Annotated in this window: 24 protein-coding genes; 13 read left to right on the top strand and 11 right to left on the bottom strand. The window is 49.3% G+C overall.

Annotation, left to right across the window (positions count from 1 at the left end):
• Positions 1-134 precede the first annotated feature (134 nt).
• From ACQ4MZ_RS30120 to ACQ4MZ_RS30105, 4 genes are read left to right on the top strand one after another with little or no spacing between them, the layout of a single operon-like run.
• A complete protein-coding gene (locus tag ACQ4MZ_RS30120; RefSeq protein WP_430851545.1) occupies positions 135-2003 on the top strand; it encodes a hypothetical protein in 1869 nt (622 codons plus the stop codon).
• Between the two features lie 50 nt (positions 2004-2053).
• On the top strand, positions 2054-3064 hold the full coding sequence (locus ACQ4MZ_RS30115; RefSeq protein WP_430851543.1) for a T9SS type A sorting domain-containing protein: 1011 nt from the start codon (positions 2054-2056) through the stop codon (positions 3062-3064).
• A gap of 57 nt (positions 3065-3121) precedes the next feature.
• Entirely contained in the window at positions 3122-3574 is a 453-nt protein-coding gene (locus ACQ4MZ_RS30110; protein ID WP_430851541.1) for a GNAT family N-acetyltransferase, read from the top strand.
• A 25-nt stretch (positions 3575-3599) separates the two neighbouring features.
• Positions 3600-4766 carry an AI-2E family transporter gene (locus ACQ4MZ_RS30105; protein ID WP_430851539.1) on the top strand — a complete coding sequence of 389 codons (1167 nt, stop codon included), beginning with the start codon at positions 3600-3602 and terminating at the stop codon, positions 4764-4766.
• A gap of 27 nt (positions 4767-4793) precedes the next feature.
• On the opposite strand, the gene ACQ4MZ_RS30100 is transcribed toward ACQ4MZ_RS30105, so the two are convergent.
• From ACQ4MZ_RS30100 to ACQ4MZ_RS30085, 4 genes are all read right to left on the bottom strand, one after another.
• Entirely contained in the window at positions 4794-6095 is a 1302-nt protein-coding gene (locus ACQ4MZ_RS30100; RefSeq protein ID WP_430851537.1) for an ABC1 kinase family protein, read from the bottom strand.
• 2 nt (positions 6096-6097) lie between these two features.
• On the bottom strand, positions 6098-6772 hold the full coding sequence (locus ACQ4MZ_RS30095; RefSeq protein ID WP_430851535.1) for a TetR family transcriptional regulator C-terminal domain-containing protein: 675 nt from the start codon (positions 6770-6772) through the stop codon (positions 6098-6100).
• Positions 6773-6984: 212 nt separating this feature from the next.
• Positions 6985-8337 (bottom strand): D-arabinono-1,4-lactone oxidase, encoded by a 1353-nt coding sequence (locus ACQ4MZ_RS30090; protein WP_430851533.1) that lies wholly within the window; start codon positions 8335-8337, stop codon positions 6985-6987.
• Between the two features lie 77 nt (positions 8338-8414).
• A complete protein-coding gene (locus tag ACQ4MZ_RS30085) occupies positions 8415-9902 on the bottom strand; it encodes a PLP-dependent aminotransferase family protein (RefSeq protein WP_430851531.1) in 1488 nt (495 codons plus the stop codon).
• A gap of 68 nt (positions 9903-9970) precedes the next feature.
• On the opposite strand from ACQ4MZ_RS30085, the gene ACQ4MZ_RS30080 reads away from it, so the two are divergent.
• The gene (locus tag ACQ4MZ_RS30080; RefSeq protein WP_430851529.1) at positions 9971-11938 is read left to right on the top strand and encodes a TonB-dependent receptor plug domain-containing protein; all 1968 of its coding nucleotides are present in this window, start codon (positions 9971-9973) and stop codon (positions 11936-11938) included.
• Between the two features lie 49 nt (positions 11939-11987).
• Positions 11988-12761 carry an alpha/beta hydrolase gene (locus ACQ4MZ_RS30075; protein ID WP_430851527.1) on the top strand — a complete coding sequence of 258 codons (774 nt, stop codon included), beginning with the start codon at positions 11988-11990 and terminating at the stop codon, positions 12759-12761.
• Here the strand turns inward: ACQ4MZ_RS30075 and ACQ4MZ_RS30070 are convergent.
• Genes ACQ4MZ_RS30070 through ACQ4MZ_RS30045 form a run of 6 tightly spaced genes read right to left on the bottom strand, consistent with a single transcriptional unit; the run spans position 12736 to position 16431 of the window.
• Entirely contained in the window at positions 12736-13725 is a 990-nt protein-coding gene (locus ACQ4MZ_RS30070) for an NAD(P)H-quinone oxidoreductase (RefSeq protein WP_430851525.1), read from the bottom strand. The two genes, ACQ4MZ_RS30075 and ACQ4MZ_RS30070, sit on opposite strands and share 26 nt — an antisense overlap.
• Positions 13722-14093 carry a YccF domain-containing protein gene (locus ACQ4MZ_RS30065; protein WP_430851523.1) on the bottom strand — a complete coding sequence of 124 codons (372 nt, stop codon included), beginning with the start codon at positions 14091-14093 and terminating at the stop codon, positions 13722-13724. Before ACQ4MZ_RS30065 ends, ACQ4MZ_RS30070 begins: the two co-directional genes overlap by 4 nt.
• 50 nt (positions 14094-14143) lie before the next feature.
• The gene (locus ACQ4MZ_RS30060) at positions 14144-14809 is read right to left on the bottom strand and encodes a pseudouridine synthase (protein ID WP_430851521.1); all 666 of its coding nucleotides are present in this window, start codon (positions 14807-14809) and stop codon (positions 14144-14146) included.
• Positions 14810-14815: 6 nt separating this feature from the next.
• Positions 14816-15115 carry a type II toxin-antitoxin system RelE/ParE family toxin gene (locus ACQ4MZ_RS30055; protein WP_430851519.1) on the bottom strand — a complete coding sequence of 100 codons (300 nt, stop codon included), beginning with the start codon at positions 15113-15115 and terminating at the stop codon, positions 14816-14818.
• Entirely contained in the window at positions 15100-15336 is a 237-nt protein-coding gene (locus tag ACQ4MZ_RS30050) for a hypothetical protein (RefSeq protein ID WP_430851517.1), read from the bottom strand. Before ACQ4MZ_RS30050 ends, ACQ4MZ_RS30055 begins: the two co-directional genes overlap by 16 nt.
• Before the next feature lie 51 nt (positions 15337-15387).
• The gene (locus tag ACQ4MZ_RS30045) at positions 15388-16431 is read right to left on the bottom strand and encodes a DUF3500 domain-containing protein (protein ID WP_430851515.1); all 1044 of its coding nucleotides are present in this window, start codon (positions 16429-16431) and stop codon (positions 15388-15390) included.
• Between the two features lie 145 nt (positions 16432-16576).
• Between ACQ4MZ_RS30045 and ACQ4MZ_RS30040 the strand changes: the two genes are divergently transcribed.
• The 7 genes from ACQ4MZ_RS30040 (at position 16577) to ACQ4MZ_RS30010 (ending at position 23580) form a co-directional block, all read left to right on the top strand.
• Entirely contained in the window at positions 16577-17923 is a 1347-nt protein-coding gene (locus ACQ4MZ_RS30040; RefSeq protein ID WP_430851513.1) for a deoxyguanosinetriphosphate triphosphohydrolase, read from the top strand.
• Positions 17924-18032: 109 nt separating this feature from the next.
• Positions 18033-19154, top strand: coding sequence for an FIST signal transduction protein (locus ACQ4MZ_RS30035; RefSeq protein WP_430851511.1), 1122 nt, complete (start codon positions 18033-18035; stop codon positions 19152-19154).
• Positions 19155-19157: 3 nt separating this feature from the next.
• A complete protein-coding gene (locus ACQ4MZ_RS30030; protein WP_430851509.1) occupies positions 19158-20489 on the top strand; it encodes a sensor histidine kinase in 1332 nt (443 codons plus the stop codon).
• A 62-nt stretch (positions 20490-20551) separates the two neighbouring features.
• On the top strand, positions 20552-20959 hold the full coding sequence (locus ACQ4MZ_RS30025; protein ID WP_430851507.1) for a response regulator: 408 nt from the start codon (positions 20552-20554) through the stop codon (positions 20957-20959).
• Positions 20960-20986: 27 nt separating this feature from the next.
• Positions 20987-22990 (top strand): response regulator, encoded by a 2004-nt coding sequence (locus tag ACQ4MZ_RS30020; protein ID WP_430851505.1) that lies wholly within the window; start codon positions 20987-20989, stop codon positions 22988-22990.
• Positions 22991-23149: 159 nt separating this feature from the next.
• Positions 23150-23356 (top strand): hypothetical protein, encoded by a 207-nt coding sequence (locus tag ACQ4MZ_RS30015; RefSeq protein WP_309993166.1) that lies wholly within the window; start codon positions 23150-23152, stop codon positions 23354-23356.
• A 71-nt stretch (positions 23357-23427) separates the two neighbouring features.
• Positions 23428-23580: a hypothetical protein gene (locus ACQ4MZ_RS30010; RefSeq protein WP_430851502.1), complete on the top strand. Its 153-nt coding sequence runs from the start codon at positions 23428-23430 to the stop codon at positions 23578-23580.
• Between the two features lie 121 nt (positions 23581-23701).
• Here ACQ4MZ_RS30010 and ACQ4MZ_RS30005 read toward each other — a convergent pair whose 3' ends face one another.
• On the bottom strand, positions 23702-24862 hold the full coding sequence (locus tag ACQ4MZ_RS30005) for an ATP-binding protein (RefSeq protein ID WP_430851500.1): 1161 nt from the start codon (positions 24860-24862) through the stop codon (positions 23702-23704).
• Positions 24863-24877 lie beyond the last annotated feature (15 nt).

Here is a 24877-nt window from a genome sequence, read left to right as displayed (position 1 = left end):
TCAAATGCACCGTTGGAACCAAATATTAACTAGCGCCAGCCGGATATTCATTCATCTTTAACAAGCTTTCAATAAGTGCTGTAATTAGTAATACTGATTGTAAAAGCGCAACACCTATTAAAAAAACCTGCTCTATGAAAAAAGTTCTTCGCGTATTGGCCATCTGCATAATAGGTATCCATTCTACCTATGGCCAGGTTTTTCCGGAAACTTTTACAAGTTCGGTGTGCAGCAACTGTGCGCCCTCCGGATATAGCATCGTTTCCGGAGAGCCGGCCATTTCGAATATCGTTGGCTATCCTGGTGTCTCGTGGGCTTTCGGAGTTCCAGAGCCTCCCTCCAAAAATGAAGTACTTTTCCCCAACGCTAATGGCGTATTTGTCTCATTAAAGAGTATTGGCAATCAAAGCGCCAAAGTCTCAGTCGTTTCAGGAGGCTTCGTCCCGGGGTTCCAATACACTCTAAAGTACTATGTACTTTCTTCAAAGGAGCAGTCTACACATTATGGTACCAGTGCCACCCTGCGCGTTGCCACCACTGATCAATTTCCGGCGATTATTGCTACTAAGGTAACCACTTTCGACGCGAGCAACATCCATCAATGGTTATTACAGGAGCTAACCTTTACAGCTACGAACGCGCAACTCGAATTTACACTTTACGGAGCTTGTAATGCAGGCACCGGGTATGTAAACTTTGATATTTACTCAAGGCCGTTTACATGCAAGATTCCCGGCGGGCAGGTTAAATTCATAAGAGATTCGGATGTAACACCGTTTTCCTGTGCGACAGAAAATCTCTACGAAAATGTACAATTACCCATCCCGCCTGGCGCACAGGTGATATGGAAAAAGAACCCCGATGTGGCTTGGGGGACGTTAACAACTCAACAAGCCTCTCAGGCAAGTCCATTACCTGTTGGCCAATACTATTATGCATTTTATAAGGGAGAAAACATTTCTTACGAATGCTATAATACAGAAATGTCTTCGGCTGCATTTTCCTTCAACGTCACCGAAACTCAAGCTACGCTCAAAAGTAATTCCGCTGCCATCAACTGTGTCGATCAAAGCTCATTCAATCTGAAAAGCCAGGAAGCGCAATCGCCCTACGAGGTCCGGTGGTTTAACAACGACAGCCATGTCGGCCCAATGATTGCCGACCCTACTCAAGCTCCGATAGGTAGTTACTACGCGTTCTATTTTAATCCCAATGGTAACTGTTATTCCACCAACAAGGCTCTGTTAAGCTCCGCATTTTCGGTTACCGCAGCTACAATTTGCTGCAACAATCCCAACAATCCTTCAAGCCAGATCGCTCTTTCCGGATCCAATGCCAATATTGCCTGCCCGATGCAAACAGCTGATCTGACAAGTTTCCTTCCCCAGCCGCTAAGCTTGCCACCGAATACCGTTATTGAATGGTTTACCAGCCCGGACCATACTACCGGTAAAGTAGACAACCCCGCCGCGGTTACCACTGGCACCTACTATGTTTTTGCACACGATCTCACTTATGGTTGCTACAACACCAATGTCTCAACGTCTTACATCAATGTTACCACTCCTTGCGCTGCGCCAGAATTAAGCGTTTCTCTTGACATTGACGGACTAAACTTTAATGAAGGTGCGGAAAGGGACTTTGTCATCAATCTTCATGAAACTGCGGGGTTCGGCACTAACGGAAATGTCTCCTTCCGAATTAACAAGATTGGTGCATTTGACATTACCTACCCAACAAGCAGTGGAGTTTCCGGCGTATTCGGAGGCATTAACAACACGAATGGCAACTGGAGTTTTTCTGAAGACGACAATTTCATTACGGCCAGCTCAAACGTGGCCCTTCCGGCAAGCAGCGTATCGGTAATAGGTTTTAAAATCAAAAGAAAGGCAGACAAGCCGGCAGGCATTACACAAAATTTGACGGCTGTTATCGTAACTAACTCTGGTGGAGAGAAAAATGGCTACAACAACGCGGTTGTAACGGCTGTCTCAACAAACTAATGCCCCCATCCACAAGTTTGCGCTCTATAAAACCTTACCATATTGTCAAAATGAAAGTAATTATACAGGCTATGCTAATGACGCTATGCGTGCATTACGGCTTCACACAAGACCTCGACATCAACCTCAATCCGCAGCAAGCTTTCATTCTGGACAAGACAAAAGGTGAGGTGGAAGTCAAAATATGCAATTGCCATACCGCAAGCACCACCGCTCCAAGTGACAAGCCAAGGCCGCAAATCAGTTTTCCGGATAACCTTGTACTGAAAGAGATAACAAACATAGATGGATCAGCCCTCACCGGCTTTACCATCCAAAGTTCAACGAATGATCCCGGGAATCATACGGTTCGCCTTCTGGCAAACACAGCCTTGCCTAATACCTCGTGCATTTCTTTTCTAATTCAGGTTCAAGGTAATGGGGTTGGTGTAGGGATAATAACGGCGACCCTGGGATCACAGGGGCCTCAGACAGACGGCAACTATACCGCAAATGACAACGCTATGGCTGCAATTCCTGTTCAGATAAATTTTCCGGTGACACTGAAAGAATTCAGGGCCAGAAAGGAAGAAGAGACGGCAATTCTGAATTGGACGACAACGGAAGAAATGAATGCAAGCCATTTCGATGTGCAGCGCAGCGGAAACGGTAAAAATTGGCAGACGCTCATCAGCGTTCCCGCAAAAGGTGACTCTAAGACCCGGACAGACTATTCATTTACAGACACCGACCCGTTGAATGGCCAAAATCTTTACCGCCTCCACATGATCGACATTGATGGGTCAGCGACTTACAGTGCCATATGCAATCTGAGGTTCGAATTTCAGCCGCAGCTGGTCTTTCCCAATCCCGCAAACGACTTTTTGAACGTCAAAGCCGAAGATTGGAGTAAAATACAGCACATAATAATCAGAGACAACAAAGGAAGACAAGTCTATCATTCAGCCAGGAAACGAATTGACCGAATTGACTTAGCCGGATTTATTCCAGGCATTTACATAGTCGAAATAGTTAAAAGCAATAACGAAACCAAAATGTGGAGGATCGTAGTTGCAAGGTGATCCCTGGTCCATTTCTCAGGGGCAAAGTGTACCTTCGCGAAAATCATCAACCAAGGCATGTTTCACATCATCCGCACCACCAGCGACAATCCCGATTTCCAGAACCTCACCAGCGAGCTCGACGACGAGCTGTGCCGCATTTACAACACCAACAAGGAAGATTACGAAGAATACAACCGCATCACCGGTCTGCCGACAGTTATACTGGCTTATGAAAATGAGGCAGCCATTGCCTGTGGCTGCATCAAGCAATTCGACACGCACCGCATCGAGCTAAAACGAATGTTTGTAAAACCCGGATTCCGCGGCAAAGGCATCGCCTCAATGATGGTCCATGAGCTTGAAAGATGGGGAAAAGAACTGGGTTACGGATCAATAATCCTCGAGACCGGCAAAGGCCAACCGGATGCCATTGCATTATACCGGAGGCTGGGCTATACCAATATTCCGCATTTCGGAGAATTTCCTGAGGAGTCCCGGAGTGTTTGTTTGGGGAAAGATTTAATTTAAGCGCGTCAACAGCACCAAGCGCAACGTGAACACCACCGCCCCCCATCCCTTCTATCAAAAATTCGCCCTAACCCTACTCGCGATCGGGATTATAATGCTCGCGATCTATCTTGGGCAGGACATTATCGTGCCGCTGGCCTTGGCCGGGTTGCTGGCTGTGCTGCTCCGGCCTCTCGAGCGCCTGTTTATTCGAATCGGAATACCGAAATTGCTCTCTATTACACTGGCATTGCTGATCGCGGTCCTGATCGTTTCGGCGGTAACAGTACTTATTTCCATGCAACTGGCTGATTTCTCCGACGAATGGCCAAAACTCAAAAGGAACATCGACCTTTTCTACCGCGATGCGCGGCGCTGGATACGCCGCGAGTACAGTGTAAGCTACCGTCAGCAAGCCGAATATTTGAAGAATGCTCAAAGCAAAACGCTCGAAACTTTCCAGGGGCCGGAAACACTTGGGGTAGTAACGGGGCCGCTCGGCACGTTGATCCTTATCCCTATTTATACGTTCCTGCTGCTCTACTACCGTGCGATGCTGATCCATTTCACAGTAGTGCTCTTCGCGGAAGAGCAAAAACAGCGCGTGCTGGAGATACTGGGAGAGATCAAATCCATTATCCAGAGCTACATGGTAGGACTCTTGCTGGAAACGACGGCTGTGGCAGTCCTCAACTCCGCTGGATTACTGATCTTGAATGTACAATATGCAATTTTGCTGGGCGTAATGGCCGCAATCCTCAATTTGGTACCCTATATCGGCGGCCTTGTTGCGACCGCGCTTGCAGTCATGGTGACGTTCATCAGCCATCCCGAAATCGACGTGCTGCTGGGGGTTGTGGGGGTATTTATTGCCGTGCAGGTGATCGACAACAATTTCCTGGTGCCGTTCATTGTCGGCTCCAAAGTACGGATCAACGCACTGGTATCGATCGTGGGCGTACTCGTAGGCGGCGCGCTCGCGGGATTATCGGGGATGTTCCTTTCCATTCCGGTGATTGCCATGATGAAAGTGATTTTCGACCGGGTGCCGGGACTCGAACCCTGGGGTATCCTGCTCGGTGACCAAACGCCCGAGCAGGCCAATAACAACCTGTTCCGTTTCGTGAATCTAAAAAAAGCGGCGACCGGCGATCCGGCGGCAGGCGATCCGGCGGCAGGCGCCCCTGAAGAGGAAAAAGAAAACCAGTCGTGAAAATTCCACGACCGGTTATGATTGGTGTCAGCTTACAAATTGCTTGGTATCCACCACCGCTTTGAGGTCATGCAGCAGGCTGAACAGCCCGAAAAATGTGCGGTTGATGTAAATAAAATGTTTCGAGCCACGATTCATGTTCATTTTGCGCAGCTCTTTGTCGTTGGCATATTTCTCGCCCAATGCGGCGAGTTTCAGGAAGAATTCTTCATCCGAAAAATCGAATGTCTCGGCCTGAAACGGCTGCGTCAGTAACGCGAGTATTTCCCTGAAAAGATTCGAAAAATAGATGGTTTCCGCCCGGGTATCTTTTTCTGTCAGGATTTCCAGCTCAACCAGTTTGGCATGAAAAACTGCGGGATTGTTCAGATTTTCAGGCTCGGCGAGCTCGAAATACGGGACGTAGAAATCCTCGGGAATTTCTTTGATGCAGCCGAAATCGATAGCGATGAGGTTGTCGTTTTCATCGATCAGGAAATTGCCCGGGTGCGGATCGGCGTGTACTTTGCGGAGCTGATGCACCTGGAACATGTAAAAATCCCACAATGCCTGACCTATTTTATTAGCTGTTGCCTGGTCCGGATTCGTTTTGCAAAATTCCGACCAATGCACGCCATCCATCCAATCCATCGTGATCACACGCTCGCTGGAAAATTCAGGATAGTATTTCGGAAAACGCAGATTCGGAATGTGCTCGCAAGCCTCGGCGATTTCGGTGCTATTGGCTATTTCAAGAATGTAATTCGTCTCTTCCGTCAGCTTCGTTTCGACTTCTTTGAAATACTTATCCGAATCTTTCGCCTGAATGTTGAACATTTTCATGGCAATTGGCTTCACGAGCGCGAGGTCCGAAGAAATGCTTTCCGCCACGCCGGGATACTGGATTTTCACCGCCAGTTCTTTTCCTCCATGTGTCGCTTTATGCACCTGACCGATGCTTGCCGCATTGATCGCATTCGGATTGAATGTATCAAACAATTCCAGAGGCGATTTTCCGAAGTATTTCCGGAAAGTCTTCACCACCAAAGGCGCCGAAAGCGGCGGCACCGAAAATTGCGAGAGCGAAAACTTCTCCACATAAGCCTGCGGCAGGAAATTCTTCTCCATACTCAGCATCTGGGCAAGCTTCAATGCACTGCCTTTCAAGCTTTTGAGGCTATCGTAAATATCCTCTGCATTGTTATTGTTGAGATTGTCACGCGCCGTCTCAGGACTGGTAATTTTTTCGCCGTAATACTTCAGATAATTCCCCCCAATCTTGACCCCCGTCGAAATAAGCCGGGTCGCACGCCTTATTTTGGAAGTAGGGATACTGTCAATTGTTTCCATTCCTACTTCAATTTTTCTTTAATCAAAAACTTCCCGAAATCGATCACGCTCTCGAGAGGCGTCGTATCTATCAGGTCGAATGTGGCACGGATCGATTTTTCGATGAAAAGGTCTGTTTTTTCAAAACCTACGGATTCGTCGTCGATCCAGAATTTCAATGTGAGCAGCAACTGAATCCACGCACCTTCTTCCAAGGCGTCCTGCTGAGCCTTGCGAATGCGTTCGCTTTTGGCTTTCAGGTAACCGTCGCTGATTTCGTGGATATAATCCTTGAAACTGCTACGGAATTCTTTCAGCTTCAGAATGCCGTTGAGTCTGTTCTTTTCCTCCTTTAATGCAAAAACCACGTAGCTGCGGTTTGCAGTCAGGATTTCAACCAGCGTAAAGTAATAAGCCAGCAACTTATCCCTGAAACCGACCCCTTCGATCTCTCCGCTCTGGTTGATCAGGTTTACAGCCAGGTTATGAAAACTCACAAAAACGCGTCTTTCAAGCGAATCGATGGAAGTAAAGAACTTGTAAAAATCCTTTTCAGCGAAACCGTGCTCCTTGGAAAACAGGTAAACCGATTCCGGCTTCTTGTGATTTTCCAGGCAGTAATGCATGTATAACTCGGTAATCTTGTCGGCGGTGAGATCCACACTTATCGGTGGTAGTGCCTTCGTTTTGGTAGCCATCAGAAGTATTTGTTTACTTATGGAAGATGAGTCACGTTAAAGTAAACGCTCGGACTAGCTATTTAATTCCTGATGTTGGTATGAAGCTCCTGCTTCATACCCATTATTCGCAGGCTTCCGGCCGGTCAGGGGAGCGATTTGCATTTAGTCGCATACTTGACCGGCCGGCGGCCTGCGAATAGGCAGCGCGAAGCAGGAGCTTCGCGCCATTTTCACACTTTAAACACATTCAAATTCAGAAACGCATTGCGAAACTTTCCTTTCGGATCCATCTGCGCAGCAAGCTCCCTGAACTCCGGTAGTTTCTCATACCGCTTTTCCAGCAAACCGGGCGGAATCGTAAACAATTTACCCCAATGCGGCCGTGGACTGAACGGCGCCAGTTCCCTCTCGATCACCGGCAGCAGCTTGCTCACCGCCGGCCAGTCCTGTTTCCAGGTAAAGTGTATAGCCACCGAATCCTGCTTGTAGCACGGGCTCAGCCAAAGGTTATCCGCCGCAATGGTCCTCACCTCGGATGTAAACAAATGCGGGCTGATTTGGCTGCCCATTTTGGAAATCGCCAGGATCGCATCCACCGCATTCTTGCGTGGCACGAAGTATTCCGTTTGAAGCTCCTTACCACTACTGGGTGTAAAACCCATTTTGAAATGCGGCATGCGCTCATACCACGGCCCCGGCACACCCATTTGTTCGGTGCAGTTTTCGGCTGAAAGTTCGGGGATCGGGTGCAGGTTTTTCGTAGCCAATTTCCCTCCCAAAAGCTCCTTGTCCGGGCGTGCTTTCAAAGGCTTGTCACTGTTCGTTTTGTACTTTATCCACACCTCCGTTATATCCTCCGTCGCCCAGTTTGTAAAAAGGCTTACGCTATCTCCTCTCGATTCTATTTCGTCAAAATGCTCTTTTAACTGGCTCAGCGGTAAATTTTCGTATACAACCTGAGCCATAAAAAACGTAGGCTGCACATCCAGTGTCACTTTCGTCACTACACCCAATGCCCCCAAATGCACCACCGCCGCATTGAATTTCTCCCCGTCTTTCTCCCTGCTCAACTTCACCACCTCCCCATCCGCCGTCACAATCTCCATAGCCGAAACCGCAGTAGCGAGGTTTCCATTCTTCTCGCCTGACCCGTGTGTAGCCGTTGCACACGCGCCCGCAACGGAAATGTGCGGCAGCGAGGCCAGGTTATGCAACGCAAAGCCCTTGTCGTGCAGGTAGGGTGCCAGTTGGCCGTATTTCAACCCGCCATTGACGGTCACGGTTTTGTTTTTGGTATCCAGATCAATGACTTCTTCCGCACCAACGACCGTAATGAACTGGTCTTTAGTATCCGCAATGTCGTTGAAACAATGCCGCGTGCCGAGCACTTTCAATTTGGGATATTTCTTAACAATTGTTTGTACCTGCTGCAAATTTTTCCCCAAATCGAGCTTTTCGGTGCTGTATTCCAGGTTGCCCGCCCAGTTGCGGAGCTTGTCGCCATTGGCCCAGCCGCTCAGTGGAGAAAGTAAAGGAGCCGTCATTAATGCGGATGAAAGTTTAATGAAAGTACGTTTGTTCATGCGGAAGTCAGGTTGAAATGCACGAAATAGGAATTTATCCCAAATTAATTGAATAAATCAGCATTTCAACTGCTGCATTAGCTGGTCTTTTCCAACGCTGCTTTTAGAATGGAAGTAGCCTCCCGCAACTCCCTCTCATCCAGACTGCCGAACCCCAGACGTATCGCGCTGAGGCGCCCGGTCTGGAACAGCAATGTTTGCGGCAAATGCAGGTTTTCGCGCAGGCACTCTTTACTCACGCGCATGAGGTTAATATCGCGCCGCCATTCCGTCCAGATCGCCAGGCCGCCCGGCGGGGCTTTAAACGTCAGGTAAGGTTTGAAATCATTTTCCAATAGTTCGGTAAACAAATCACGACGCTGATGGTAAACTTTCTGGGCTTTCTTGATATGCCGCTGGATTTCGCCCTCATCAAGCAGTTCCGCTAATGCCTGTTCCATCATCAGATCGCCCTGCCGGTCGATAATCCGCCGCATTTTACCCAGTTCCCGGATCAGGTTCTGCGGCGCCACTACATAGCCCGAACGCAACCCCGGAGCCAGCGCCTTACAAAATGAGCCCACATAAACGACCATCCCCGTCCCATCCGCGCTTGCCAGCGGCAACACCGGACTGCTGTTATAATGGAAATCATAGTCGTGGTCATCTTCCAGGATAATAAATCCGTATTGCACCGACAGGTTGAGCAGCTCCACACGCCGCTCGGCGCTGAGTGTGACCGTCGTCGGGTAATGGTGATGGGGCGTAATGTACAGCATCCGGATCGGCGTGCGCTCGCACAGTTGCCGCACCGCTTCCACAGAAATCCCCTGATCATCCACAGGCACCGAAAGGATATTCGCACCAGCTTGCTGGAAAATCATATTGGCGACGTAATAGCTCAAATCACCCACCACCACATTGTCACCCTTTTTCAGCAGCAATGTCGATGCGAGGTAAATACCCATCTGAATCCCGCGGGTAGTGATAATATTTTCCGCACCGATATGCAGGCCACGGGTATTGTTCAGATAGGTCGCCAGCCGCTCGCGGAACCAGATATTTCCCTCCACATGCGAGTAGGTAAGGTATTTCCGGTTGTTGTTTCTTCTTAAAACGCTGGAATAGGCCTTCGCGAGTTTGTCCATAGGCGCCAGGCGCACATCCGGGAGGCCGTCCGTAAATTCCAGGTCCACACGCGAAAGCGACAGCGGGCGGTCGAGCAGCATACTTTCCTCAAATGCGAAGCCGGTTTGCTGCGGGTATTGCTTCAAGTCGCTCACATTCGCCGGCAGTGCGCTGCCCTTCACTACCGGACTCTTCCGGGTCACGAACGTACCACGGTTCGGCAGCATCTCGATCCAGCCTTGCGCGTCGAGTTCGTTGTAAGCGGCCACGACAGTTTTGCGGTGCACTTCGAGCATCTCCGCAAGTGCACGTGTACCGGGCAGTTGCACGCCCGTAACGAGCACGCCACGCTGAATGGCGTTGATCATCTGGTGCGCAATTTGCAGATAAACGGGTGTGCCGGACGCGCGGTCCAGCAGGATCACATTTTTGAATGGTATTTCAACCGGACTACTCATTAGATTCAAACCGGAGCATATAAACGGGCCGGCAAGATAGTAGTTTTGTATTGAAATCATCCCACTCTATGAAACTACATTTCTTAGGCACCACTCTGTTATTATCATTCATTGCAAACCTGGCCCCGGCGCAGGAAATATCACTTGACCCGGTTACGGTCACTTCATCTCTCGTCGAAAAGCGCGCATCACAAACGGGCCGCAACATTGCGGTCATCAAAGGCGAATATTTCCAGCAACTGCCGGTGCACAGCATCGATGACCTGCTCCGCTACGTGCCGGGCGTCGAAATACAGGCCCGCGGCCCGCAAGGTTCACAGAGCGACATTGTTTTACGCGGCGGTACATTCCAGCAAGTACTTGTGATACTCGACGGCATCCGCCTCAACGATCCTAATACCGGACATTTTAACAGCTACATTCCAATTTCACCCGCAGAGATCGAGCGGATCGAGGTTTTGATAGGCGCTTCGTCGGCATTGTACGGTTCCGACGCCGTGGGTGGCGTGATTCACGTCATTTCCAAAACTTTCGCAGCGCGGCTGATCGCAGCCCGGGCGAATAATTCAGAAAAGAGTAATTCGGTACAAAAAACGCAAGTAAACGGAGGCATCAGCGCCGGTGAATATGGGTTGTTCAACGCCAATGCGGGCGCATTTGTGCAGCGGAACAAGCTGGCCATTTCGGGAGGGTTTCTTTCCAACAATGCTTCCGGTGTACAGCAGCGCGGTATCAAAGGTTATTTTCACAACAATACCGCTTCATTGTCACTGAGCTATGCCATTTCGCCAAACTGGAACCTCGCTATTCGCAGTTCTTACGACCACCGCGATTTTGCGGCCCAGAATTTCTACACCGTTTTAAAATCCGACACCGCCAGCGAGAAAGTCAAAATGTCGTGGAACCAGGTAAGACTCGGTTATCAGAAAAACAAAACGGCGTTCTCGGTCGACGGCGGCTTTAAATCGGTGCAGGACACTTACCTGTTTAACCCCCATTCCGTTGCCAACAGCAGCAAATCGAAGTTATGGCAAGGGCTTGCGACTTTACAGCAAGGCATTACTTCCAACACTAATCTGATCGCTGGTGTCAATTTCCAGCAGCGTAATATCAAATCCAACGACCGCGGAAACCATACGCTCAACCAGCTTGCGCCGTTTGTGTCGGTCGTGCAGAATATTGGAGAGGATTTTACAGTAACGCCTTCCGTGCGCATGGACTGGCGCGAGCGTATCGGGACAGAGGTTTCGCCTCAAATCAATTTTTCTTTCAAAAAAGCCGGCTGGCAGTTACGCGCAAGCGCCGGCAAGACGATCCGCGACGCCGATTTTACGGAACGTTTCAACAACTACGCGAAGAAACTCGTCACGGGTGGCAGCGTTGGCAACCCCGATCTGAAAGCAGAGCGCTCGTTCAGCTACGAAGCAGGCGCTGATTGGTTCCTGACCAGCAGCCCGGCTGCACAGCTTAAAGTTTCCGGCACATTTTTCCAGCGCCGCCAAAAAGACCTAATCGACTATGTGACGACTCCATACGCCCAAATGCCGCGTAAGGATAATCTTTCGCCCACGGGGACATTCGGCCTCGCATTGAATATTGCCGAGGTGAATACTACCGGTTTCGAACTGGATATCCAATCGGCGAACACCATTGGCGACAACCAGAAATTGCTGCTCAACGCCGGTCTCACCTGGCTCGATAGTGACAACAAAAGTCAGATCCAGTCATTTTACCTATCGTCGCATGCGAAATTCCTCGCCAATTTCTCTGCCATTTACCAGATCGGCGGTTTTTCACTTAGTACAAACGGGCTGTACAAAAAACGGGCGGAACGGGAAGCCTCGGCAATCGAAGCGGCTATTTCAAAAAACTATTTTATACTCAACGTCAAAGCCGAATATGCATTCCTGAAACGCCAGCTGGGCATATTTATCCAGGCCGACAATGCCTTTGACAAGCAATACAGCGATATTCTCGGTTCTGTAATGCCCGGGCGATGGGTGATGGGCGGCGTGCGGTTCAATTTTGCAAAATAGCGGCATTATTTTTGCAGGAGTTCGTATATTCAAGTGAAAGCACTCCATCATGTTTTCGAACATACGTAACTCCTGTCTTCTATTGGCATTCCTTTCATTTTCCGGCACAAGAGCGATAAGCGCGCCTGATAGCGCAGTAACGGACGTTTCTGTGAAGAAAATGAACGTGTATTTTATCAGCGGCCTCGGTGCCGACGAGCGCGTATTTACCAAACTCAAGCTCGACCCGAGGCTGAATGTGAAGTATATCAAATGGGTAAGGCCTTTGAAAAAAGAGTCGTTGCAGCACTATGCGGCCCGTTTGGTCAAACAAATTGACACCTCCCAACCTTTCCAACTGGTGGGGCTTTCGTTCGGGGGCGTTGTAGCTTCTGAAATTGCGGATATCGCCTGTCCGCAGCAGGTTACACTCATTTCGAGTATGTCAACCGGCGTTCCGCTTTCGAAGTTTTACCAGGCCATGATCAAATTCCTGTTAATGTCGCCATTATCGGCGCCGTTGCTCAAATCGGCCAATCGGATCACTTACAACTATTTCGGAGCGGATACCCCTGAATTGAAAAAGCTGCTCAAACAGATCCTGCACGACACCGACAGCAAGTTCCTGAAATGGGCGCTGACACGCATGAGCGGCTGGGATCGAAAAGAGCGGGTCGAAAACCTATTTCACATCCACGGAACGGCCGACAAACTTATCCCGATCATCATCGTGAAACCGGATATTATCATCGAAGGCGGCGGCCATTTGATGGTTTATGCGCAGGCCGACCAGATTTCAAAAATCCTCAACGACCGGCTCACGACCATTCATTCACCAGAATAATCTTGCCGACGTGATCGCTGGTTTCCATTAATGCATGTGCTTTTGCCGCTTCTGCCAGTGGAAATGTCTGCGCAATCACCGGTTTGAAAACTCCTTTTTCCAAAACCGGCCACACGTGTTTTTGAATATCAGAAGTTAAAGCAGCTTTGAAAGCATGATCGCGGTTTCGCAGCGTACTGCCGGTGACGGTCAGGCGTTTTCGCATAATCAGACCAAAATCCACCTCATCGGTGCCCTTCACTTTGCTGCCTTTCATGGTGTTGATAAAAACCAGCCGGCCTTCTTCGCGAAGCAGTCGCAGGTTTTTAGGAATATAATCACCCCCCACCATGTCGAGAATCACATCCACACCCAGCTTTTTCAGCACTTCTTCGAAATCGGAGGTTTTATAATTGATACTAATATCTGCGCCTAATGCATTACAGGCCGCGCATTTTTCATCCGAGCCGGCCGTAGTAAACACTTTCGCGCCGAATGCCTTCGCCAGCTGAATTGCCGTAATGCCTATGCCACTGCTACCGCCGTGTACCAGAAAGTGCTCTCCGGCCTGCAATTGCCCTCTTTGAAACACATTATGCCAAACGGTGAACACCGTTTCGGGCAATGAAGCAGCCTCCGTGTAATCCAGGTTCGGAGGTGAGGGCAGGCAATGCGCCGCCTGCGCTAGCGTGTATTCCGCATAACCTCCGCCTGCGAGCAATGCGCACACACGATCGCCGGGCTTCCATTCGGTAACGTCGGCACCCACTTCTTCGATCACACCGGCTACTTCCAATCCGGGAATATCCTGCGGGGCACCGGGTGGGGGTGGATAATTTCCTTTTCGCTGGAAAACGTCGGGCCGGTTCACGCCCGCGGCGTATACTTTAATCAGCACTTCGGATACACCCGGTCGCGGCGTTGCACGTTCCCGGATTTGCAGCACTTCCGGAGCGCCGGGTTCTGCGATGACGATAGCTTTCATGAATAAATTTCTTTCCCAAAAGGAGCAAAAGAGAGGCTCATCAGTTTGAAATGCTGTTTTGCAAACGGCAAACCAATAATGGTAATCGCGAGCAGAATCCCGAAAACCAAATGCGTAAGCGCGATCCAAATTCCGCCGAGAAAAATCCAGACGATGTTGAAGATGGTCGATAAACATCCTGAGTCACCCGGCACCTCCCGCACATGCTGCCCGAAAGGAAAGAGCGTCATAATACCTATTTTGAAACATTGGATACCGAAAGGGATGCCGATGATGGTCAGGCAGAGCGCCAACCCGGCGGCCATATATTCGAGAAAAACGACAAATCCACCGAAAATAAGCCAGATAATGTTTCCAATGAGGTTCATGACGCGATCAGTTTAATATGAATGTGGATTAAAACTAATGCTGTCTGCCGCTAATATGCAGGATTTTCGATGGACGGCTCCAACAAAAAATTGTCGGACGAAATCGCTGACTTCCAGTTTTCTATTTTCAGCAATCTGAAAAACTCCTCCTCTTCAATCTCCTTCACGCCGCCCGGCGGCAGATCGCCCAGCTCCAAATCCTCGATACTGGCACGGATAAGGCGCCGGCAGCGGTGATTGGCTTCCCGCACCATCTTCCGCACCTGGTGGTACTTACCTTCTGTGAGCGTAATGCTCAGCCAGGTATTCGGGACGTCGGGCTGGGTTTCATTTTTATGTTTGCTCAAAATCGCAGGCCGGTCGATGATTTCCACCTCACAAGGCGCTGTAACGTAATAACCACCCCCCTTCACACGGATAGGAATGCCTGTGCGCAAAAGCTCCACCGTCTCGGGTGGCACAATGTGGCCCACATTCACCCAATATTTGCGCTTGTGCGGCACCTCTCCCAGAAAAAGCAGGTTGGTTACTCTTTTATTAGTAGTAAGGATTAACAGGCCTTCTGAAAGGCTATCGAGCCGCCCCACCGCATGCGTCCCCTCGGGAAATTCAAAATCCAACGCGCCCAGCAACCGCACATCATGCGAGCTGACGAATTGCGAAACCATGTTGGGAGGCTTGTTGATAATGAAGTAGCGGTGCGGTGTCGGAGTCATGTATGTTTAAAATTCCCACTCCAAATTTTCCGGATCCTGATGACTATTCCAAATTGTCAGAATATGTATTTCCGATTCGGTTTCTTCGTAAATGATAAAATAGTCCCGGACGATCTTGATACGGACATTTTCCACATCGGTTCTCTTCCCTATTTTGGGATGTATCGCAACCAACTGCACAGCCTCCTTAAAAAGCCGATTAAGCTTCCGGCTGTACGTTTTGGATTTATTTCTGTTTATCCAGTACTCCAATATGTGTTTTCGATCAGTGTGTGCTCTGGCAGACCAGATTATTTGTTTAGCCATTCGTCTATTTCTTTGTCGGCCTGATTATCGGTGAGGTAGTTCCCGCTTTTGATTTGAGCTCTCGCTCCCTCAATAGCAGCCTTTTGCTCAGCATTCAATGGGTAAGGCTCCTCCAAATCGGGATCCGTTCCCAGTAACCGGTAAGCCTCGGCCAGAATATCCTCGTCATCGATCTCTTTGATCCTGTCAATCAATCGCTCTTTCAACCCTGTTGCAGACATCTTATTTCGCATTTGTTTATCCGAATATACGAGTTTTTCCCTTGTCCTCCCTCACTTCTTATGCCCCGTTTCATAATGCGCCTGCAACAAATCCTCCCCAAAATCACTCGTCAAATCCCTTACCACCGAATGAATATGATTCCCGCCATTCTGTGTATTATCAAACTCAATGAGAAACGTCGGACCATGGATGCGGTAGTAATGGCCGTGGCCTGTGCCTATCTCAGGCTGTTGGTCGCCGAGCCAGGCGAAGTGGATTTTGTCTATACCGTTCTTTTCGAGTTCGGCCCATTGCTGGTTTTTCAGCGTGACGTGGTAGCGTTGCAGGTAGGCCATAATCAGTTTTCTAAATGCCGCTTTTTGTGCCGCGTTCAGCTCCCCCATGGCAATGCCTTCCATTTTGGAAAGCGAGGCCTTTCTGGCATTGGAAGTAAATATCTCATTGGGCGCTTTGGCGCCGAGGTTTGCTTTTTCGAGTTGAGAAGCGTCGAGGGTATGCAGCAGGTCAAATGCTAAGTCTTGCTCAGCTTTCAGGATCCGCTTGCCTTTCTGAGGCACGTCGGCCATTACCTGGCCCGGATTGCTTCCGAAAAAGCTCGGCGTGTAGGTAACCTGGTTATCGATCGACGAAAAATGCAGCGACAAATGGTGCCCCTCCATCCGCCAGCCCCATGGATCGTTACCCGGCGTGCCGAACACGAGGAATGCATAATTTTCGGGATCACGGTAGGTGTCGTTGGCGGGGCGGGATTCCACAACCCGCAATACATTTTCCAGGTCGATAATTTGCTCGGCTTTACTGTAACCTTCCTGGCTAAGCACCACGCGCACCATGGCCATCGCTACTTTACGCTGGGCAGGCGTCAGGCTCTTGAAAGTAATGCCTTTGCGGGCGCGCGGGGTAAAATTCCAGTCGAAACGGGCCAGATCGGCGTAGGGAAGTTCGGTTTCCTGCCGTTGCCCGGGCGTGAGGACTTTCAGGAATGTGGTTACGGCGTCACGCATTTCGTGGGCCAGCTCTTCATTCTTCTGGGCCGACGCTTGTGTTCCACTCAAGAGGTTCAAGATAGTCCCCAAAAGCAATAGCTTTTTCATAATGTCCGGTTTGAAATAAATCCCTATTAATGACTTTGTTAAAAGCCCGCGAAGCGCCGGTTTCTACCTGAAATCCGCATTACTGGTCTTTCCCTGCACATTTTCACCGAAAGCCATTAGTTTTGCCGTTTATTTCGAGATCAATATGATGAAGTGGGAACAATTGCTGTCGGCAAAGCGCTGGGGCAGCGAAGATAAATACAATTCCGATCCGACCGAGGCCCGCTCGGAGTTCCAGCGCGATTACGACCGGCTGATCTTTTCCTCACCTTTCCGCCGGTTGCAGAACAAAACACAGGTATTTCCTCTTCCCGGGAGCATTTTCGTTCACAACCGGCTCACACACAGCCTCGAAGTAGCCAGTGTAGGCAAGTCGCTCGGGCGGATGTTTTATAATCACCTGAAAACTGAAAACCATCAGGTCGACGACGACCTGCCGCTGATCAGCGAGATCGGCAATATCGTTTCAGCCGCGTGCCTCGCGCACGACCTGGGCAACCCTGCATTCGGGCATTCGGGTGAGGCCGCTATTTCGCATTACTTCACGGATGGCGATGGTTTGAAATACCAAAACAAAGTCAGCGAAGCACAGTGGGCCGACCTGACGCATTTCGAAGGCAATGCCAATGCAATCCGCATTCTCACGCACCCGTATGCAGGTAAAGGTTATGGCAGTTTCGCATTGACCTACTCCACTTTGGCCGCCATCGCCAAATATCCCTGCGAAGCCCTCGCCGGGCACAGGAAAGCCCATATTTACACCAAAAAATACGGTTTCTTTCAATCTGAGCAGGCCGGGTTTCAGAAAATCGCCGCCGAACTGGGCTTGTCGCAGGTTTCGGAATCGCCGGTGGTTTATAAAAGACACCCGCTGGTGTACCTGGTAGAGGCGGCGGACGATATCTGTTACAACATCATAGACCTTGAAGATGCGCACCGGCTCAAAATTCTCTCCTATCAGGAAGTGGAAGCGCTGCTCCTCGCGTTATGCAATGATGCCCGGATGTCGGAACGTCTGGCCTACATCGACGATGACGATGCCAAAATAGGCCTGCTGCGTGCCAAATCGATCAGTACGCTCATCGGGGCCTGCTCGGAACTGTTTATCAATGAACAAAATACAATCCTAAACGGCGATTTCAATGCAAGTCTGATCGACCGCATTCCCGAACCGTACCGCTCGGCGATGAAAGAGATCGAGCGGATATCCATTCAGAAAATCTACAATTACTCGTCGGTTGTGCAGATCGAAGTAGCAGGTTATAAGGTAATGGGCGGGTTGCTTGAAGAATTTGTACCGGCTTATCTCAACAATAACTCCCATTACACGCGAAAGCTGGTCGACCTGATCCCCAAGCAATTCATCACCACGAAAACGGACCCCTACTCCCGGATACAGACTGTCCTCGATTTTGTATCAGGCATGACAGACCTCTATGCAGTAGAACTATTCCGTAAAATCAAGGGGATTTCATTCCCATCTATTTCGTAGCAAAAACCAATTTATCACGACAGCTCAGGAGGAAGCGTAAAAATAATTCGTTCTCAAAAGTTTTATGTAAATTGTAGATCGATTTATCACGCTGCAACCTCCTGTCCCTATGCTGATTGAACAGTTTATCTATTCGGATAATCCCAGTGAAATCCTGTTCTCGTTTTCCCCACAATTGTTGTTCATTTTCGGTGATCGGGAATTGCTTGAAACTACCGGGATTTCACACCAGCTCGCGGCACAATATCCCGATGCCGTATTTTCCGGATGCTCAACCGCCGGGGAAATCGCTAATGAGTCGGTAATGGACCATAGTATTATTGTTACGGGTATCGCGTTCGAAGAAGTTTCGATCAAAAGCTCTAAAATCAGCCTTGAAGATATTGATTTTGACAGCCTGGAAGCCGGAAGACGGCTCGTTTCCCAACTTCCGTCCCAAGGCCTGAAACACGTCTTCGTCGTTTCCGATGGCCTCAAAGTCAATGGTACCGACCTGGTCAAGGGCATGACTGAAGGGTTGACCGACGGTGCTACTATTACGGGGGGACTGGCCGGCGACGGCTCGCATTTTGCCCGTACGATAATTATTGAGCCCGATGGAAAAGTCGCTACCGAAAGTGTGGCGGCTATTGGCTTTTATGGTGAAAAGCTTTCGATCGGTTACGGTTCGCGCGGCGGCTGGGACAGCTTCGGGCTTGACAGACGGGTAACGCGTTCCAAAGAGAATATCCTTTACGAAATCGACGGTGAGCCGGCACTCGACCTTTATAAATCATTTCTGGGTGATAAAGCGAAAGAATTACCTGCATCGGGCCTGCTTTTCCCGCTGAGCATGCGTGACAGTGAGGACCGCGCACCGGTGGTACGCACGATCCTGGGGATCAATGAAAATGAAAAGAGCCTGACATTCGCCGGAGATATTCCCGAAGGCTCGTTTGTGAGATTGATGAAAGCCAACAACGACCGGCTGATCAACGGCGCCGAAGAAGCGGCCGAGGAAGCCGTGCGGGGACTGGATAGCCAGGCTGAATTTGCTATTCTGGTAAGCTGCGTCGGGCGGAAACTGGTGTTGAAACAAATGGTGGAAGAAGAGGTAGAATCCGTCTCCGGAGTGTTGAAAGGGCCGGTTATGACGGGTTTCTATTCCTATGGCGAGCTGGCGCCGTTCAACCGCGATTCGTTTTGTGAGCTGCATAACCAAACCATGACCATTACCACTTTCCGAGAATAAGCGATGCAAACGCTCGAACTGACCGAAACCAATTACCACCGGCTCCTAAAACGACAAATCAGGAAGTCACTACCATCCGATCTTGCCGAACATCCCGACATGCAGGATTTCCTGATGGCTGTAAATCAAGCCTATACCGAATACCAGGACGATCTGACGCGGATGGAGCTGATATTGGAACAAAGCTCCGGCGAACTTTTCAAAGCCAACCGCGAACTAAGCCGCATTGCACAGGAAAAAACGGAAGAGGCCGCTCTCACCAGCAAACGGTTGGAAGAGGTAGTGGGCAGCATTTCGGAGGTATTGGTGCAGCTGGATCGCGAAGGCAATTTTACCTATCTCAACCAGGCTTGGGAAAGCATTACCGGCTACCCCGTGGCCGCCAGTCTTGGCCAACGTTTTGCAGGCTTTCTCCCCCTGCTCGAATCCAGGGAGAAGCTGGTTGAAATACTCCACGCCCAAACCCACGGAAAGGAAAATACCTTGCGCATATTCACAGCGGACGGGCAGGAAAAATGGCTCGGCGTGTCACTGAGCCCATATTATGTCGATGGTGAACACATCGGCTTCACCGGCACACTCTCGGATGTAACCGCGCGCGTGACGGCAGAAACGAAGCTGAAATCCTATACCCACGACCTGGAACGCATCAATGCCGAACTCGACCAGTTTGCCTATGTCGTGAGCCACGACCTGAAGGCGCCGCTGCGGGCGATCAACAACCTTTCAGAATGGATCGAGGAGGATATTGCCGATATGCTCGAAGGCGAAACCAGGGATCAGTTCAAGCTCCTGCGCGGGCGTGTGCACCGGATGGAAAACCTGATCAACGGGATTTTGTCCTATTCCCGCGCAGGACGGATCAAAACCGTGAAAGAGAAATTCCTGATCAGAAGCCTGGTCGACGAGCTCTGTGAATCGTTCAGTACCAAAAAACCGCTTTCATTCCGTATCGAAGGAGATCCGGGTACAGAGATCGAGGCAGAAAAAATTGCATTGACACAAATCCTGCAAAACCTGATTTCCAATGGCATCAAATACAATGACAAGGCGGAGATCCGGATTACCATCGGCTGGAAAGATCTCGGTAACCAGTTTGAGTTTTATGTAAGTGATAACGGCCCTGGCATCAGCCCTGAATTCCACGAGCGGATATTCGTGATTTTCCAGACCCTCCAAGCGCGCGACGAGGTGGAAAGTACCGGCGTAGGCCTCGCCATTGTGAAGAAAATCCTGGACGAAAAACACAGCAAAATAAGGATCGAAACGGTTATGGGCGAGGAGACGACATTCCTTTTTACCTGGCCGAAAAACGAAGCAAAAGACATCCAATAATGTCGGATAACCCATTTTAACTACTATTCAATAAAAAAATGTCCTTTACCAACCCTCTCCCGATGACCATACTACTCGTAGAAGACGACGAAGTTGATGTGATGAATGTCAAGCGGGCATTCAAGAAGAACAATATTTCCAACCAACTCGTCGTCGCATCCAACGGCATTGAAGCATTGGCGTTGCTCCGCTCCGAAACTTTGGAATATCCCAGGCCGAAAATTGTATTGCTCGACTTGAACATGCCCAAAATGGGCGGCATCGAATTTTTGAAAGAAATCAGGCAAGACCCGTCGCTCGCTTCGCTATCCGTTTTTGTGATGACCACCTCCAATGAAGACAGCGATAAGATCGAGGCTTTCAACCTGAACGTAGCCGGCTACATTCTCAAACCGTTATCGATGGACCGGTTTATTGCGGCGGTTTCCACGCTGAATAGCTATTGGACACTTTGCGAATATCCTCAGTAGTAACATCCGTCACTATAAGCCCTCGTTATGCCCCCGTTATCCATCCTGCTTGTTGAAGACGACGATATCGACGCTATGAAACTGAACCGTGCTATCAGCAGGGCGCAAGTGGAAATAGGGGAGGTCAGAATATGCAAATATGCGGAGGAGGCACTCCAGATGCTCGATGTATGGATGCCCGGGTGCATTTTCCTCGACTACCAACTACCCAAAACCAACGGGTTGGAGCTGTTGAAAGCCGTTAAGAAACGTGCTCCGCACCTGCCCGTAATCGTGCTTACGGCGCATGGCGACGAACGTCTCGCCGTTGAAATGATGAAAGCTGGTGCGCTGGATTATTTTCCCAAATCGGAAGTTACCCCGGAAAAATTGACGAAGGCCTTTCATACCATGCGACAAATGCTCGAAATGGAAAAGGGCAGGGAGGTCGCAGAGCACGAATTAGCCGAAAAAGAAGAGTTTATTAACAAAGTAGCACTCCTCTCTCCTAATATCATTTATGTGATCGACATCGAGAAATGGACCAATATTTTCCACAACAAACAGATTTGGAAAATATTGGGCTATTCGGAATGCGAAGTCGAAACCGATACGCGCAAAGGCCTCGCCCAGATCATCAACGAGCAGGACCAGCACACTTTCCGCGAACACTACAACCATATGCGGTACCGGGTGAAGGACGGTGAAGTGGTGGAAAAAGAGTTCAGGCTGAAACACAAGGACGGCTCGGAAATCTGGATCATCACCCGTGAAGTACCTTTCAAAAGGAATGCTCGGGGACGTGTGCAGGAAGTGCTCGGCACGGCGATCGACATTACTGCACGCAAATTGGCAGAACAAGAGCTGATTAAAGCCAAAAAAGATGCCGAAGAAGCGACGCGCATCAAATCCGACTTCCTTTCGACCATGAGCCACGAGATCCGCACACCGATGAATGCGATCATAGGGTTTACGGATTTGCTCCTGTTGAGTGGTTTTACAGGAGAGCAACAGCAGCATTTGAACACAATCAAGTACTCTGCCGATAACCTGCTGGTGATCCTGAATGACATTCTCGACTTCTCAAAAATTGAAGCCGGAAAGTTCGGATTGGAAAACTTTGAGTTCGATTTACGCGAGAAGCTCGACTACCTGATGAAAACCTTTGAAATCCGGGCCAGGGAAAAGTCGATCGATTTTACATTCCATTGCAGCAGCGAGGTCCCCCAAATCGTCATGGGCGACCCCTACCGGCTCAATCAGATCATGGTCAATCTGATCGGCAATGCCATCAAATTCACGGAAGAAGGCGGTTTTGTTAAGGTTGACGTGCGGCTCTCCCAAGACCACGGCGACAATATCGACCTGCAAATAGCAGTGTCTGACTCTGGAATAGGCATTTCGGAAGACAAACTGAGTGTCATTTTCGACAGCTTCTCACAAGCCCACAATAACAATGCCGCGCGTAATTTCGGGGGTACCGGGCTTGGTTTAAGCATTACCCGAAAGATCACCGAACTCATGAACGGATCTATTTCCGCAAGCAGCAGGCTTGGGGAAGGCAGCACATTTACCGTGGTGTTGAATTTTGGCAAGGGAAGTACCTCGTATGAAGAAGAAAAGACCGGCGCACCTGCCACTTTATCGTTGAAGGGCTACCGCATTCTGGCCGCCGAGGACATCCTGGCGAACCAGATCCTGCTCAAACATCTGCTCAACAAATGGGAGGCGGACTTTGTAATCTGCAACAATGGGAAAGAAGTGCTCCACGCCCTCGAAACCGCCGATTTCGACCTGATTTTAATGGATATTCAAATGCCGGTTATGGATGGTGTGACGGCCATGAAAAAAATCCAAAGCTCCTACCCCAGGCACCGGCACGTTCCGGTAATCGCCCTCACAGCGGACACCTTCGCCGAAAAGACCCCCGAAATAGCTGCCTGCAATTTCAGCGGATTTGTAACAAAGCCCTTCAAGGCGGAAGAATTGATCCGGGTGATCAGCAAGCATTTGAAAGTGAAAACCCAGCCTACGCGGGCGGCACTGAGCTGAGGGCTTAATGAGCCGCTTTTCCAGACGCATCGCTATTTCGCACACAGTGCTGCCCGGCAGATAAATCACAAACTGATATATTTGTAAAATTCGTAATATCAGTTTCTACAAAGCCTTTATTTCTTTGTAGAGTAGTCTACAAATTCTATATTTGCAACGATGAAGTTTTCTTCAATCCCTGAAGCATTTGATTGGTGGTTAAAAAACGAGTACCCAAATCTACCAGCGGACCTGAAAAAGGGAAAACCCGTATCTGCATGGCGTGACTATACCCACGGGGGTGGTGTTTCAGAGAAGCGAATGAAAGAGATTTTAATTGAATTTGGCAGGTTCAAAATCGAGACTATTATCACCCATGAGCCGTAAAGGCTTTTTATTTGCACAGATTTTGTAGAGTATTCTACAAATATATTTTTTACCTAAACTATTTTTATAACATGAGCACACTGCAAAACGAACACGAAATCATTAAAGCATTTTTCCAAACCGACAGCGCAAGCGAAATAATTAACTCTCTCAACTTCATGGTTGAAAGCCTTTTGGCTCCGGATGGAGCCTCCTTTTACCACGTATCGCTCCGGTCGCTATAAACGGGACGCTCCTCAGAACTACATCTACAAGATTGATTCCATACGAATCTCCTGTTTATAGCATGGCATTGTGTGAAAGGACGTCCTGGCTCCAGATGGAGCCTCCTTTGTGCAAAAGACGCTAAACACCCCGTTTCAATAACTCAAACCAATTCAGAACGGTGATCCCGTTCGAACGCTCTTCGATCTGGTTCCCGGCGTAGGCGATGTAGCCCTTCGTTGCGCCGCTCAACTTGTTCCAATAGGTGATATTGCCGAAAAACTCGTTGTTAACCGTCTTTCCGGCTTTAATCTCGACAGGAAGTAGTGAAAGGCCATTATCAATGACAATATCAACCTCGTGCCCGGTCTTGTCGCGCCAATAGTAAAGATTGACAGGCCTTCCTGCATTCGTCCGCTGTTTCACGAGTTCCGTAACCACCAGCGATTCAAAGAGTGCGCCGCGCAACGGATGAAGCGGCAATTGTTCCATACTGGAAATTCCGAGCAGCGAACAAACCAGTCCTGTATCATAAAAATAGACCTTGGGCCGCTTAATGAGGGTTTTATTAAAATTTTTATAATGCGGGCGCAGAAGATAAATGATAAAACTACTTTCCAGAATACCTATCCACGACTGGATGGTTTTCGTATCCACACCTGTGTCGACTGCAAGAGAAGTGAGGTTCAATTCCTGACCATTCCGTCCGGCAAGAAGTCGTATGAACCTTTCGAATACGATGAGATCGGTAATGTTTTTGATTTGCCGCACATCGCGATCAATGTAAGTCCGCAAATAGTTGGGAAACCAATCTTCCGGCGGGATTCCAGGCTCGTAAATCGGTGGGTATAGCCCTTTGAATATCAATTGGTCCTCATCAGGCACATCATTGACTCCTTCAAAAAGCTCCGCGGTACTGAATGGCAACAGATTCAAAATAGCAACGCGGCCAGCCAAGGTTTGCGAGATATTTTGCTGCAATAGAAAGTTATTGGAGCCAGTAAGGATAAAACGCCCGGGCTCTGGCGAGTCATCCAGGATTTCCTGTAAATAGGAAAACAGCTCGGGCGCGCGTTGTACTTCATCAAAAATGGCCCCGGATTGATACCTCGACAGAAACCCACGCGGGTCTTCTAATGCAAATCGCCGAACGTCCGGGTTTTCGAGAGATAAGTACGCTTTTTCAGGAAACAATGACTTTGCTAATGTCGTTTTGCCGGACTGCCGCGGTCCGGTAACAGCCACAGATTTGAATGTGGCTGCCAATTGCTCAATTTTTGATGCAGCAATTCTTTCTATCATACATCAAAAATAAGC

The sequence above is a fragment of the Dyadobacter sp. BHUBP1 genome (genome assembly GCF_050587785.1).
Taxonomy (GTDB): domain Bacteria; phylum Bacteroidota; class Bacteroidia; order Cytophagales; family Spirosomataceae; genus Dyadobacter.
This window is presented reverse-complemented; position numbering and strand designations above follow the sequence as displayed.